Annotated in this window: 11 protein-coding genes; 2 read left to right on the forward strand and 9 right to left on the reverse strand. The window is 71.5% G+C overall.

The window, feature by feature from the left end; genetic code table 11:
- Positions 1 to 9 precede the first annotated feature (9 nt).
- The 9 genes from ACWGI2_RS21760 to ACWGI2_RS21800 all read right to left on the reverse strand — a co-directional run bounded on the left by ACWGI2_RS21760 (position 10) and on the right by ACWGI2_RS21800 (position 10641).
- The gene (locus tag ACWGI2_RS21760) at positions 10 to 951 is read right to left on the reverse strand and encodes a sirohydrochlorin chelatase (RefSeq protein WP_453399844.1); all 942 of its coding nucleotides are present in this window, start codon (positions 949 to 951) and stop codon (positions 10 to 12) included.
- 95 nt (positions 952 to 1046) lie between these two features.
- On the reverse strand, positions 1047 to 2045 hold the full coding sequence (locus ACWGI2_RS21765) for an N-acetylglucosamine kinase (protein WP_453697011.1): 999 nt from the start codon (positions 2043 to 2045) through the stop codon (positions 1047 to 1049).
- Positions 2042 to 2719, reverse strand: coding sequence for a uracil-DNA glycosylase (locus ACWGI2_RS21770; RefSeq protein WP_453697012.1), 678 nt, complete (start codon positions 2717 to 2719; stop codon positions 2042 to 2044). Before ACWGI2_RS21770 ends, ACWGI2_RS21765 begins: the two co-directional genes overlap by 4 nt.
- Before the next feature lie 33 nt (positions 2720 to 2752).
- Positions 2753 to 3844 carry a WD40/YVTN/BNR-like repeat-containing protein gene (locus ACWGI2_RS21775; protein WP_453399842.1) on the reverse strand — a complete coding sequence of 364 codons (1092 nt, stop codon included), beginning with the start codon at positions 3842 to 3844 and terminating at the stop codon, positions 2753 to 2755.
- Between the two features lie 148 nt (positions 3845 to 3992).
- On the reverse strand, positions 3993 to 4895 hold the full coding sequence (gene mmuM, locus ACWGI2_RS21780) for a homocysteine S-methyltransferase (RefSeq protein WP_453697014.1): 903 nt from the start codon (positions 4893 to 4895) through the stop codon (positions 3993 to 3995).
- Positions 4892 to 6934 carry an ABC transporter ATP-binding protein gene (locus ACWGI2_RS21785; RefSeq protein WP_453697016.1) on the reverse strand — a complete coding sequence of 681 codons (2043 nt, stop codon included), beginning with the start codon at positions 6932 to 6934 and terminating at the stop codon, positions 4892 to 4894. Before ACWGI2_RS21785 ends, mmuM begins: the two co-directional genes overlap by 4 nt.
- A 13-nt stretch (positions 6935 to 6947) precedes the next feature.
- Positions 6948 to 7862, reverse strand: coding sequence for an ABC transporter permease (locus ACWGI2_RS21790; protein ID WP_453697018.1), 915 nt, complete (start codon positions 7860 to 7862; stop codon positions 6948 to 6950).
- Positions 7859 to 8809, reverse strand: a complete 951-nt coding sequence (locus ACWGI2_RS21795) for an ABC transporter permease (RefSeq protein WP_453697019.1) — start codon at positions 8807 to 8809, stop codon at positions 7859 to 7861. Before ACWGI2_RS21795 ends, ACWGI2_RS21790 begins: the two co-directional genes overlap by 4 nt.
- Positions 8806 to 10641, reverse strand: coding sequence for a peptide ABC transporter substrate-binding protein (locus tag ACWGI2_RS21800; protein ID WP_453399837.1), 1836 nt, complete (start codon positions 10639 to 10641; stop codon positions 8806 to 8808). Before ACWGI2_RS21800 ends, ACWGI2_RS21795 begins: the two co-directional genes overlap by 4 nt.
- 171 nt (positions 10642 to 10812) lie before the next feature.
- On the opposite strand from ACWGI2_RS21800, the gene ACWGI2_RS21805 reads away from it, so the two are divergent.
- Positions 10813 to 12030 (forward strand): ROK family protein, encoded by a 1218-nt coding sequence (locus ACWGI2_RS21805; RefSeq protein WP_453697021.1) that lies wholly within the window; start codon positions 10813 to 10815, stop codon positions 12028 to 12030.
- The gene (locus tag ACWGI2_RS21810) at positions 12027 to 13595 is read left to right on the forward strand and encodes a M81 family metallopeptidase (RefSeq protein ID WP_453697023.1); all 1569 of its coding nucleotides are present in this window, start codon (positions 12027 to 12029) and stop codon (positions 13593 to 13595) included. Before ACWGI2_RS21805 ends, ACWGI2_RS21810 begins: the two co-directional genes overlap by 4 nt.
- Positions 13596 to 13627 lie beyond the last annotated feature (32 nt).

A 13627-nucleotide genomic window follows, 5' to 3' on the forward strand; every position in this document is an offset into this window, starting at 1 on the left:
GCGGTGCGGTCAGTGGGCCGGCGCGCCCGACGGCTGCGGGGCGATCCCGAGCGCCGACGTGTACTTGGAGAGGGCGAGCTTGCCGATCGCCGGGTAGGCGCCGAGCGACTCGGCGACCGAGCAGCCGGCCTCCTTGGCGGCCGCGTCGAGCAGGCTGCCGTCGATCTCGGGACCGATCAGGTACGGGGCGAGCGCCAGCTGCGTGGAACCGGAGCCGCGCAGCTCCTCCGCGGTGTTCGCGATGGCGCCCTCCTGGTCGAGCGCGGCGGCCATCACCGGCACCGCGAGGCGGGCCGCGAGCAGCATGCCGGTGATCCCGGCGGCCTGCACGGCCTCCTCGCCGCCGACCGTGGCGAGGACGATGCCGTCCGCCGCGGTGGCCACCGTGAACAGGCGGGCGCGGTCGGCACGGGCCAGACCGGCCTCCGAGAGGCGCACGTGCAGCCCCTCGGCGAGCAGCGGGTGCGGGCCGAGGACGTCCGTCAGCTCGGCGGGGGCGCGGCTGTCCATCACGGCCTGGCGCACGCGCCGCATCAGCGCGTTGTCGGGGCCCGCGAGGAGGGGCACCACGACGGCGACGGGGCCGTCGGGCTCGGCGACGTCCGCCCCCGCGGCGCGCGCCTGCTCATAGCGTGCGGTGCGCTCGGTGGCGGCGCGCGCGAGCACGGAGTGCAGCGAGGGGAACTCCGGGAACGAGGTGGTCGTGGCGTCCTCGGTCCCGTCGAGGTACCCGATGCGGGCGTCGAGGCCGGGCAGCTCGGAGCGGGCGATGCTCACGACCTCTTCGGCGAGGCTGCGCGTGGCGCTGCTGGGTACGCCCGGTACGGCGAGAACGAGCGCGGGCGCGTTCTCGGGAGCCGCCACGGGCTCCGGGCGGCGGTGCCGACCGGGCTGGCGGGGTCGCGGCATTCGTACGGGCAGGCCTGATGCGGGCCCGGTGGGGGAGCTCATGGCCCCGCATGCTACTGGTCCACGGGGCTTCGCTGTTCGGGGAGGGTACAGGTGGGCGGTATAAGTCCGGTTTTGTCTTATGAGTTACGTAAAGCTCAACTGTCGTACTCCGTGTGCACGGTGAGCATGCGCGGGTCGAGCGGCAGGCGCAGCCGGTCCGCGGCGAGGTCGGCGGCGATGCGCACGGCGCCGTCCAGCGGGTCACCGGCGGCCGGAACGACACGGACATGCCGCAGGCGGCCCGTCAGCTCCGCGCGCATCGGGCCGAGCAGCGCGTCGCCCATCTTGAACAGGCCACCGGTCAGGGCGACTTCGGGCCGCTCGCCCTCGGTCACCGCGTCGGACGCCGGGCAGACCGCGGCCGCGGCTTCGGCGATGTGCCGGGCGGCGTCCCGCAGGATCGCCCCGGCCACGGGGTCGTCCGGGGCGCAGTGCGCCACTTCGGGTGCGAAGGAGGCGAGCATCGCGGGCCGGTCCGTACGGGGGTAGAGCTGTCCGGGGATTCCCTGCGCGGGGCCGAAGAGTTCCTCGGCGCGGGCGAGCAGCGCCTTCGAGCCGTGGCGCCTGCCGTCGAACGCCCGCATCGCCGCTTCGAGGCCCGCGCGGCCGATCCAGGCGCCACTGCCGCAGTCGCCCAGGAGATGCCCCCAGCCGTCGGCGCGGTGCCAGGCGACCAGGTCCGTGCCGATAGCGATCATGCCGGTGCCCGCGGCGACGACCGCGCCGGGCCGGTCACCGAGCGCGCCCACGTACGCGGTGACGCCGTCCGCGGCGAGCGCCAGGCGCCCAGCGCCCAGATCCCGGTGGAGCGCGGCCGGAAGCTCCGCGCGCAGCTCGTCACCGAGGCTCGCCATGCCCGCCCCGCCGACGGCTACGGCGGTGATCCGCCCGCCGCCCGCACACGCCAGCAACTCCCGTGCCATGGGCACCAGTTGCTCCGTGAAGTGCCCGGCGTCGATGCCGCGCTCGCCGGTGGGCACCGGCTCCTTCGAGCTCACCGGGGACGGGCCGCCCGCACCGTCGAGGCCACCGAGGGCGACCCGCATCCCGGAGCCGCCCGAGTCCACCCCGAGGACCCATGGGGCGTCCGTCACGGAAGCCGCCAGTCCACCGGCTGCCCGCCCTGCTGGACAAGGAGGTCGTTGGCCCGGCTGAAGGGGCGCGAGCCGAAGAAGCCGCGGTCCGCCGACATGGGCGACGGGTGCGACGACTCCACCGACGGCAGCGGGCCGAGCAGCGGCCGCAGATTGCGGGCGTCACGCCCCCACAGGATGGAGACGAGGGGGCGCCCGCGTGCGGCGAGCGCCTTGATGGCCTGCTCGGTGACCTCCTCCCACCCCTTGCCCCGGTGCGCGGCAGGGCGCCCCGGGGCCGTGGTGAGCGCCTTGTTGAGCAGCAGGACGCCCTGCTGGGTCCAGGGCGTGAGGTCGCCGTTCGACGGCGGAGGGAGGCCCAGGTCGGAGCCCATCTCGCGGTAGATGTTGATGAGGCTGCCGGGCAGCGGGCGCACCTCGGGCGCGACCGAGAACGACAGACCCACCGCGTGCCCGGGGGTCGGATAGGGATCCTGGCCGACGATCAGCACCCGCACCTCGTCGAAGGGCTGTTGGAACGCCCGCAGGACGTTCGGCCCGGACGGGAGGTAGGTGCGTCCCGCGGCGATCTCCGCGCGCAGGAAGTCTCCCATCTCGGAGATCTTCCCGGCGACGGGTTCGAGGGCCTTCGCCCAGCCCGCTTCGACGATTTCATGCAAGGGTCGTGGTGCCACGGCGTCACCCTACTGCCGTAAAGGGGGCGTCGATCAACCGATGGCCGCCGCCCTGACGCACAGTACGTCGGGCAGGTGGGACGCCAACTCCCGCCAGCTTTCGCCGTCGTCCGCCGACGCGTACACCTCGCCGTTGCGATTGCCGAAGTAGATGCCCGCGGGATCCTGGTCGTCGCTGCACATCGCGTCGCGCAGCACCGTGCCGTAGTGGTCGCCCGCCGGGAGGCCCGCGCTGAGCGGCTCCCAGCTCTTGCCCGCGTCCGCCGTGCGGTAGACGCGACACCGGTGGTCGGCGGGGACGCGGTCCATGTCGGCGTTGATCGGGAAGACGTACGCCGTGTCCCCGCGGTGGGGGTGGGCGACGGCGGCGAACCCGAAGTCGGAGGGCAGGCCCTCGCCGATGTCCGTCCAGTGCGCGCCCGCGTCGTCGCTGCGGAACACGCCCCAGTGGTTCTGCAGATACAGGCGGTCCGGGTCGACCGCGTCCCGCGCGACTTTGTGCACGCACTGGCCGAACTCCGGGTTCGGGTCCGGCAGGAAGACCGCGGACACGCCGTTGTTCGACGGGGCCCAGCTCTGTCCGCCGTCCAGGGTGCGGAAGACTCCGGCGGTGGAGACGGCGACCGTCACCGCGTCCGGATCCCGGGGGTCGGTCAGGATGGTGTGCAGACCTTCGCCGCCTCCGCCCGGCACCCACTGGGCGCGCGTGGGGTGCTCCCAGAGGGGGCGTACGAGCTCGAAGGTCTCGCCCCGGTCCAGTGATTTGTAGAGGGCGGCCGGTTCCGTGCCCGCGTACACGACGTCCGGTTCGGCGGCTGCGGGGTGCAGTTGCCAGACCCGCTCCAGGGAGGCGTCGGTGTCCTTGGGGAACTTGACCGGCGCCTTGGACGGCTCCGTCCAGGTCCTGCCCAGGTCGTCGGAGTGGAAGACGGACGGGCCGAAATGGGAACTGTCGCCGCCCGCGAGAAGGCGAGGCGTGTCACCTCGGGTGTCGATGGCCACCGAATAGATGGCCTGGGCGTTGAAGTACGGACTTTCGTCGAACTGCCAGGTGCTCGCGCCGCCGCGCTTGCGGCCGATGAAGAGGCCTTTGCGGGTGCCTACGGTCAGGATCATCTCGGCCATGGTGGCCACCTCCGGGACGTCGTTGTCTCAGGTATGGCTCAGTCTGCACCCCGGCACTGACAGTGACCCCCGGGCCGGGCGTCTCCGCAGGTCGGTGCGGGTGTGGCGGAGGTGCCGCCCGCCCTGACGCCTCGCTACGACCGCCTCGCTACGACCGCCCGGTCCCGGACAGCTCCGCGGCCACCCGCGTGATCGTCTCCGGCCCCACCCGGCAGCAACCCCCGATCAGCCGTGCCCCCGCGTCCCGCCACCCCGCGGCCCGGCCCGCGGAGAAGTGCGCCGGGCCCCGCCACGTCCTTGCGGCCGCGTCCCACGTCTCGCCGCTGTTCGGGTACGCCACCACCGGCTTTCCCGTGATCCGCGCGGCCAGGCGCACCGCCGCGTCCGCGTCCTGCGGGTCACAGCAGTTGACGCCGACCGCGAGGATCTCCTCGGCGTCGGCGGCCAGCGCGAAGGCCTCCGTCAAGGGCTGGCCCGCCCGCGTGTAGCCGCCGGAGACGGTGTACGAGAGCCAGGCGGGCACGCCAAGGCCGCGCACGGCCCGCAGCAGGGCCCGCGCCTCGTCCGTGTCCGGCACCGTCTCCAGGGCGATGACGTCCGGTTCCGCGTCGGCGAGGACCTCCAGGCGCGGGCGGTGGAAGCGTTCGAGCTCGGCCACCGTCAGGCCGTACCGGCCCCGGTACTCGGAGCCGTCCGCGAGCATCGCACCGTACGGTCCCGCGGACGCGGCCACCCACACCTCGCGCCCGGCATCCGATCCCGCGTCGCGGGCCAACTCCACGCTCAGGCGCAGCAGTTCCGCGGTGCTCACCGCGTCGACGCCGTGCTTCGCGAAGCCTTCGAACGTCGCCTGATAGCTCGCCGTGGTGGCGATGTCCGCGCCCGCCTCGTAGTACGCCCGGTGCGCCGCCGCGATGGCCCCGGGTTCGTCGGCCAGTAGCCTCGCCGACCACAGGGCGTCGCTCAGGTCGTGCCCGGCGGCCTCCAGCTGGTTGGAGAGGCCGCCGTCGAGCACGAGCGGGCGGCGGGTCAGGGCATCCGCGAGTTTCACACTGCCGACGCTAGCCGAGGCGCGGACAGGGGGAAGTGGCACGCGACCTGGTGTCCCGCACTGTTCGGGGTGGACACGGGCGGCTCCGTGGTGGCGCACACCTCCTGGGCCAGGGGGCACCGGGTGCGGAAGCGGCAGCCCGACGGCGGCTTCGCGGCCGAGGGCGTCTCGCCCTCCAGGGGGGTGCGGCCTGGGCCCTCCGCCGCTGTCGGGTCCGGCAGGTTGACCGTGTCGAGCAGCCCCCGCGTGTAGGGGTGCAGCGGATGGGAGTACACCTGCGCGGCCGGGCCCGACTCGACCAGCTTGCCCAGGTACATCACGCCGACGGTGTCCGCGAGGTGGCGCACCACCGCCAGGTCGTGCGAGATGAACAGATACGTCAGGCCGCGTTCCCGCTGCAGCTCCCGCATCAGGTTCAGGATCTGCGCCTGCACGGAGACGTCGAGCGCCGAGACCGGCTCGTCCGCGACCACCAGGTCGGGAGACAGAGTCAACGCCCGTGCCAGACCCAGGCGTTGGCGCTGGCCACCGGAGAACTCGTGCGGGTAGCGGTGCACGGCGCCGCGCGGCAGGCCGACCGCGTCCAGGAGTTCGCCGATCAGCTTCTCCTGGTCGGCGCGGGTGCCGACGCCCTGGATGACCAGGGGCTCCCGCAGGATCTCGCCCACCCGCATCCGGGGGTCCATGGCGGCAGTGGAGTCCTGGAACATCAGCTGCACGCGCCGCCGCTGCGCCCGCCGCTCGGCCCGCGACATCTCTGCCGGGTCGTGCCCCTCGAAGCGCACGCGCCCGGCGGTCGGCTCCTCCAGGCCCGCGACGATCCGGCCGAGCGTGGTCTTGCCGCACCCGGACTCGCCGACCATGCCGAACGTCTCGCCCTTGCGGACCTCCAGGGACACCCCACCGACCGCGCTCACCGTGCCCCGACGGCGCGAGAAGGCACCGCCCTTGAGGGGGAAGTCCTTGACCAGGGCGTCGAGTTCGAGGAGTACGTCGCCGGGTGCGCGCGGCGCGGGGACGGCCGGCGGGATCACGACCTCCTCCTCCGACGCGTTGTCCGGCACCGGATGGAAGCAGGCGAACCGGTGCTCGCCTCCCCGCACTTCGTCGTCCGCGAGCTGCGGCTCCCGCTCACGGCACTCGTCCGTCGCGAAGGCGCAGCGCGGCGCGAAGCGGCACCCCGTCGGACGCACCGCCAAGTTCGGTGGAAGCCCCGGGATGGTTTGGAGCGCGGTGCCGCTGTCCGCGGCGCGCTCGGGGAGCGAGGCGAACAGCGCCTCCGTATAGCGGTGCCGGGGTCTCGCGAACAGGCCGCGCACATCGGCCTGTTCGGCGACCTTGCCCGCGTACATCACCGCGACCCGGTCGACCCGGCTCGCGATGACACCCAGGTCGTGCGTGACCAGGATCATCGCCATGCCGAGCCGCTCGCGGAGCCCGTCGATCAGCTCCAGGATCTGGGCCTGCGTCGTCACGTCCAGGGCGGTGGTCGGCTCGTCCGCGATGAGCAGTTTCGGCTCGCAGACCAGGGCCATGGCGATCGCCACGCGCTGGCGCATGCCGCCGGACAGCTGGTGCGGATACGCCTTCATGCGCTCGGCGGGCTGCGGCATGCCGACCAGGCGCAGCATCTCCTCGGCCCGCGCCCACGCCTCTTTCCTGCTCAGCTCGGGGCGGTGCAGGACGAGCGGCTCCGCGACCTGCGCCCCGATCGTCATCGTCGGGTTCAGCGAGGTGAGCGGGTCCTGGAAGACCATGCCGATGGTGTTGCCCCGTACGTCCTGGAGGACCGGCGCGGTGGAAGCGGCCAGGTCCTGGCCGTCGAACAGGACGCGTCCGCCGGTGACTTCGCCGCCGGGCGGAAGGAGTCCGAGGACGCTGAGCGCGGTCATCGTCTTGCCGCAGCCCGACTCGCCCACGATGCCGAGGGCCTCACCCGGGGCGAGTTCGAGGGAGATGCCGTCGAGGGCGTGGACGGTGCGCTCGCGCGAGGTGATGTCGACGCGCAGATCTTCGATCTTGAGCAGAGGGTGGGTCATGTCTGGTGCTCCCTTACTTCCGCAGCCGTACTTCGAACGCGTCCCGCAGCCCGTCACCGATGAAGTTGAACGCGGCGACGACCAGGACGATCGCGATGCCCGGCGGGAAGATCAGCCACCAGTAGCCGTTCTGGGTGTAGGTGATGCCGGCCGAGAGCATCGAGCCCCAGTCGGCCGACGGCGGCGGAATGCTCAGGCCCAGGAAAGCGAGATAGCTGACGTAGAGGATGGCGTCGGCGATCTGGAAGGTGCAGTTGACGATGACCGTGCCGATCGCGTTCGGCACGATGTGCTTGAACACGGCCCGCGCGCCACCGCCGCCCATCATCCGCATCGCCTGTACGTACTCGCGGTCGCGCAGCGAGAGCGCCTCGCCGCGCACCAGACGGGCAGGGGAAAGCCAGGCCACCGACGCGATGATGACGATGAGGACGCCCTTGCTCGGCGTGATGATGGCGGCGACCACGACGAGCAGGAACATCGCGGGGATCGCGAGCGCCGCGTCCGTGATCCGCATCATCGCCGCGTCCACCCAGCCGCCGAAATACCCCGCGACCGCCCCGTACACGGTCCCGAAGAGCGTCGCCAACAGGCCCGCCGCAAGGCCTATTTCGAGCGAGGTCCGCCCGGCGACCATCAGCCGCCCGACCATGTCGTAACCGAGGTCGGTGGTGCCCAGGAGGTGGCCGGGGCTGCCCGGCGCGAGATTCGCCTGGGAGAGGTCGGTGCGCACCTGCTCGGTGGGGTGGAGCAGCGGCCCGAGGTAGCTGAAGGCCAGGAGCAGGACCAGGACCACCACGCCCGTCAGGGCGAGCTTGTTGCCGGTGAAGACCTGGAGCGTACGGCGCGCGAGCGAGGGCGTGGCCTGCGCCGCCGCCTCGTTCCCCGGCGTTGCCTCGGGGGTGACGTCTGCGGTCGCGGTACTCATGCCACGCTCCGGATCCGGGGGTCGAGGACGGCGTAGAGGATGTCGGTGAGCAGCGAGCCGACGACGGTGGCGACGCCGACGACGAGCGTCACGCCGAGCAGCACGGGGAAGTCGGAGCCCTGCGCTGCGTTCCAGAACAGCAGCCCCATGCCGGGGTAGTTGAACATCGACTCGACGACGAGCGCGCCGCTGAAGAGCGTCGGCAGGTACAGGCCGAGCAGCGTGGCCAGCGGGATGAGCGCGTTGCGCAGGACGTGGCGGACCATGATGCGGCGGTTCGACTGGCCCTTGGCCATCGCCGTACGGACGTACTCCTCGGTGAGGTTGTCGAGGACCGCCGAGCGCATGTAGCGGCTGAACATCGCCACGATGCCGAACGCCATGGTGACGACCGGGAGCACCAACCCCGTGAAGTCGCCGAGGAGTTCACCGACGCTCTCGCCCTGCGGTGCCTCCGCCGGGAGGATCGGCAGCACCTGCGCGAACACGATGATCATGATGAGGCCGAGGAAGAACACCGGCGTCGCGTAGAGGAGGAAGGCGAGCCCCGTCAGCGCGTAGTCCGACGCCTTGCCGCGCCGCACGGCCTGAAGCAGGCCCAGCGGGACGGCGATGACCACGGCGAGCGCGGTGGAGAGCACCGTCAGGAGCAGGGTCTTCGGCAGGCGCTGCTTGAGCAGCTCGAAGACCGGCGAATTGAGCTTGAACGACTCGCCCAGGTCGCCGGTGAAAAGACGCTTCAGATACATCACGTACTGCGCGGGCAGCGAACGGTCGTACCCCTGCTGGTGGTTGAAGTGCTCGATCTGCTGCGGTGTGCCCTTGGGGCCGAGAATGGCGCGGGCGGGCCCGCCGGGCAGCATGTGGAGCAGCGTGAAGACGATGACCGAGACGAGGAACAGCACGACGAGCGCCTGAAGGAAGCGCTTGACCAGAAAGCCGGTCACTTGTCGGCTCCCTTCTTCTTGACGTAGTACCAGTCCTGCGGCGCGAAGGTGACGGTCGGGTTCTGGCTGACGCCACGCAAGTCGTTGCGGATGACGGAGACTTGGTAGGCGGGGTTGGGCATCCACATCACCGGCAGCTGCTCGGCGAGGTACTCGCCGTACTCGTGCACGGCCTTCATGTCGGGCGAGTACTGCACCGCGCGGATGATCCGGTCGGCTTTCTTGTCGCTGTAGTTGCCGAAGTTGGCCGAAGCGCCGGTGGAGAAGAGCTGCTCACCGCTCGGGTTGAGCGGGTAGTACCAGCTGCCGGCCGTGCCGAAGAACGACATGTCCCATGCGCAGCCGGGGTCCTTCGCCTTGCAGGGGACGGAGTTGCCGAGCACCGAGTTCAGCGGCTGCTGACGCACCGTCAGGTCGATTCCGCCCTTGGAGAGCGAGGACTTGAGCTCCTGCATCATGTTCGTGGTCTCGGTGGAGCCGGACTGGGAGAGCAGGGTGAGTTCGAGCGGTGCGTTCCTCGCGATGCCCTTGCCGCACTCGTCGGGGCCCGTTCCGGGGCGTACGCAGCGGGCGGTCCCGTCCTCGGTCTTCCAGCCGTGCCCGGTGAGAAGCCGCTGGGCCTTCTGCACGTCGAAGGGGTACTGGTTCTTCTCCATCGCCTTCGACAAGTACTGGCTCTTCGGCGTCACCGGCACCGGTCCGAGCGTCGGCGTGGCGCTGCCCTGCCAGATGACGTCGCTCATCGCCTTCTGGTCGACGAGGTGCTGCATCGCCCGGCGGATGTAGAGCTGGTCCATCATCGGGCCCGCGTGCGTGGAGTTGAAGTTGTAGACGATGTACGTCGCCGCCCAGCCCTCCCAGGGGTCGACGCGATAGCCCTTCTCCTCGAACTTCTCCTTCTGTGCCATCACCGACGGCGGGATGTAGCCGTAGTCGACGCCTCCCGAACGCAGCACGTTGTACTCGGAGTCGGCCGTGGTGAAGGGCTTGAAGACGACCTTGTCGAGGTGCGGGCGCTGCGACTTGGGACCGGTGTACTTCTCGTTGGGCACGATGGTGACCTGACCGCTGTCGCGCCAACCCGCCAGCTTCCACGGGCCGTTGACGGTCTTCCAGAGAGGGTCGGAGCCGTACGAACCCAGGTTCTTGGCGTGCCGCGTGAGCCGCGCGAAGACGGTTTTGGCGCCTTCCTTCGTGCGGTCCCAGTCGCCGATCTCGCCGCCGTCGGTCTTGGCGTCCCAGGCGTGCCGGGGGAGTGCCCGCATCAGCGTGAGCTGGTTGGCGGTGAACCAGTCGGGGTTGTACGCGCGGCTCAGGTGCAGGCGCACGGTGTGGTCGTCGACCGTCTCGAAGCGCTTGACGTTGTCGGGCATCGTGCCGACCGAGTAGTTGCCCCAGTCCGCCTTGTTGGCCTTGAGGAGGTTGAACCAGAATTCCACGTCGCGCGAGGTGACCGGCTTTCCGTCGGACCACTTCACACCCTCGCGCAGCGGCACGGTCACGGTTTTGTTGCCGTCGCTGAACTTCGGCTCCAGGCCGAGCGTGCTCGGGCCGTGCGTGGTCAGCTCGCCCTTCTCCTGTACGGCGTCGTACACCGGCGTGAAGAACAGCGAGTAGATCCCGTTGTTGTACGAGGCGCCGTAGCCGGGCGGGCCGATCGGGAAGATCCAGTTCGGCGTCGCGGCGGGCGGCAGCGCCATCGTCACGGTGCCGCCCTCGACCGGAGTCCCGCCGGTGGGGGCCATGTCGATACGGCCGCCCTCCCGCGTGCAGCCCGTGAGCGCCGCCGCGAGGACGAGCAGCGCTGCCGCCGCGGACCTGAGTGAGCGCATGGCGATGGGCCTCCAAGGGGTACGGGACCGGCCCCGTGCCGGAGAACGACGAGGCGGCGCCCGAACGCTAGGCCGCACGAGAAAACCAAGTCAATAGCTTCATTCGGCAAGAAGTCCCAAAGTCGGGAGGGTCTGGCCAACTTGCTTCGAAGAGACCTAGTGTTCGTCCTGATGTCGAACGAACAGATCGAAGCAACTGGGGGCGGCATGGCCGGAACACCGCACGGCGAACGGGGGTCGGCGCAGCACATCCTGCAGCTGGTCTCCTCGGGCGCCGCCTCCTCGCGGGCCGATCTCGTACGGGAGTTGGGGCTCGCCCCCTCCACCGTGTCGCTGCGCGTCCAGGAACTCGTCGCCGCCGGCGTGCTCACCGAATCAGGCGAGGGAGCCTCACGCGGCGGCCGACGCCCCCGGCTCCTGCGCGTCCACGCGCAGGGCGGCGTCGCCCTCGCCGCCGACCTCGGCAGCCACCACGCCCGTATCGGCGTCGTCGACCTCGGCGGCACCGTCCTCGACGCCGTCGACCTGCCGCACGACATCACCGCCGGGCCCGAGTCCGCCGTCGACTGGCTCTGCGGCCAGGTCGCCGAACTGGGCGCTCGGCAGCGCGAGGCGGGCCGCACCGTCCGCGCCCTCGGCGTCGCGTTCCCCGGTCCCGTGCAGCCCGCCGAGGGCCGCGTCCTGAGCCCCTCCCGCATGCCCGGATGGCACCGCTACCCGCTGCGCGACGTCCTCGCCGAACGCCTCGGCATCCCCGTCACCGTCGACAACGACGCCACGATGATGGCCGTCGGCGAGCACCGCACCGCCCGCCCCGGACTCGACCACCTGGTCGTCGTCAAGGCGGGGCGCGGCATCGGCAGCGGCGTCATCGTGGCGGGCCGCCCGCACAACGGCGCGGGCGGCTCCGCGGGCGACATCAGTCACGTACGCATCGAGGCGGCGGGCGACCGCCCGTGCAGCTGCGGCAACATCGGCTGCCTGGAGACCGTGGCGAGCGGCGCTGCCCTCATCCGCGAACTCGCCCTCCAGGGCGTCGAGGTGGAGGACACCACCGAGCTGCTGCGGCTGGTCGCCGACGGCGACCCGCAGGCCACCACCCTCGTCCGCACCGCAGGACGGCACATCGGCACGGTGCTCTCCGTCGTCGTGAACTTCTTCAACCCCCAGGCCGTCGCCCTCGGCGGCGTCCTCGCCACCGCCGAACCGCTCGTCGCCGCCGTACGCGGCGTGCTCTACGAGCGCTGCCTGCCCCTGGCCACCGCCGACCTGGAGATCACCACCACCGTGACAGGGCGCGACGCGGGCCTCCTCGGTGCCGGACTCACCGCCCTGGGCCAGCACCTCCCGACCACCCCGGCACCCCAGGAAGAGAGCGCCCCCGCATGACCACGAACCAGCGCCGCCTCCGCATCGGCATCGGCGGCATCGGCATCGAGTCCTCCACCTTCTGCCCGCACCGCTCCACCGCGGACGACTTCCGTCAGACCCGTGGCCAGGACCTCCTGGACCGCTACACCTGGACCGGGCCGGAATCGGACCTGGCGTACACGGTCGAATGGGTGCCGCTCCTGCACGCGACCTCGCTGCCCGGCGGCCCTGTGGAGGCCGAGTCGTACCTGATCCTCAAGGACGAACTGGTCACGCGCATACGGGAAGCGGGCCCCCTGGACGGCCTCGTGTACGACATCCACGGCGCCATGAGCGTCATCGGCCTGACCGACGCCGAGGCCGACCTGACGGAAGCGGTCCGTGCCGCCCTGGACGCCGTCGGAACCCCCGACGGCGGCCGCCCGATGATCTCGGCCGCCATGGACCTGCACGGCAACGCCTCACGCCGGTTCGCCGAGCCCGTCGACCTGCTCACCGCCCACCGCCTCGCCCCGCACGAGGACGCCTGGGAGACCCGCGAGCGCGCCGCGCGCAATCTCGTACGCTGCCTGCGCGAGGGAACCCGGCCGCACCGCGCCTGGGTCCAGGTGCCGGTGCTCCTGCCCGGCGAGAAGACCAGCACCCGCCTGGAGCCCGCCAAGTCCCTCTACGCCTCGCTCGCCGACATCGAGAAGCTGGACGGCATCCTCGACGCCGCGCTGTGGGTCGGCTACGCCTGGGCGGACGAGCCGCGCTGCAAGGCCGCGATCGTCGTCACCGGCGACGACCCCGAACTGGCCGCCGCCGAGGCCGAGAAGCTCGCACGACGCTACTGGGACGCGCGCCGCGACTTCGTCTTCGTCGGCCCGACAGGCGGCGCGGAGGAGTGCATCGCCAAGGCCGTTGCCTCGGACAAGCGGCCCTTCCTGATCAGCGACTCCGGCGACAACCCCACGGCGGGCGGCGCGGGCGACCTCGCGTACATGCTCGGCAAGCTCCTGGAGAACGACGCCATCCGCTCCGGGAAGGTCACCGCCGTCCACCCCGGCATCACCGACCCCGTCGCCGTCGCCCGCTGCTTCGAGGCCGGAGTGGGCGCCGAGGTCACCCTGAGCGTCGGCGGCAAGGTCGACGCGCACCACGGCGGTCCGTACGAACTCACCGGCACCGTCGTGGCGTTGCAGCGCGCGACCGAGCAGAAGGACCGGGCGGAGGGCGGCGCCTACGACCGTGGCGTCGACATGGCGGCCGTACGGACCGGTGGCGTGACCGTCATCCTGGTCGAGCGCCGCAAGCCCTTCCACACCCTCGCGGATTTCATGGGCCCGGCGGACGGCGGCCTCGGCATCGACCCGCGCACCTTCGACCTGGTGGTCGTCAAGATCGGCTACCTGGAGCCCGAGCTCTACGACATGGCCGCCGACTGGCTCCTCGCCCTCACCCCGGGCGGCGTCGACCAGGACCTGCTCAGGCTCGGCCACCATCGCGTTGAGCGTCCGCTGTACCCGTTCGACGAGGACGCGTACGACGACGGGGCGGGCCCCGATCTGACACCCACTCAGCTGGGGTCGCCCGGCAGGTGAGAGGGGGCTTCACCGGCGGGATCGCTTCTGCG

It is taken from the genome of Streptomyces sp. NPDC054866 (genome assembly GCF_053610745.1).

Bases quoted from the DNA above. Each gene is read 5' to 3' on its own strand.
- ACWGI2_RS21800 (WP_453399837.1), bottom strand. From the start codon at position 10,641: ATGCGCTCACTCAGGTCCGCGGCGGCAGCGCTGCTCGTCCTCGCGGCG.
- ACWGI2_RS21790 (WP_453697018.1), bottom strand. From the start codon at position 7,862: ATGAGTACCGCGACCGCAGACGTCACCCCCGAGGCAACGCCGGGGAAC.
- ACWGI2_RS21760 (WP_453399844.1), bottom strand. From the start codon at position 951: ATGAGCTCCCCCACCGGGCCCGCATCAGGCCTGCCCGTACGAATGCCG.
- ACWGI2_RS21785 (WP_453697016.1), bottom strand. From the start codon at position 6,934: ATGACCCACCCTCTGCTCAAGATCGAAGATCTGCGCGTCGACATCACC.
- ACWGI2_RS21805 (WP_453697021.1), top strand. From the start codon at position 10,813: ATGTCGAACGAACAGATCGAAGCAACTGGGGGCGGCATGGCCGGAACA.
- ACWGI2_RS21810 (WP_453697023.1), top strand. From the start codon at position 12,027: ATGACCACGAACCAGCGCCGCCTCCGCATCGGCATCGGCGGCATCGGC.
- ACWGI2_RS21775 (WP_453399842.1), bottom strand. From the start codon at position 3,844: ATGGCCGAGATGATCCTGACCGTAGGCACCCGCAAAGGCCTCTTCATC.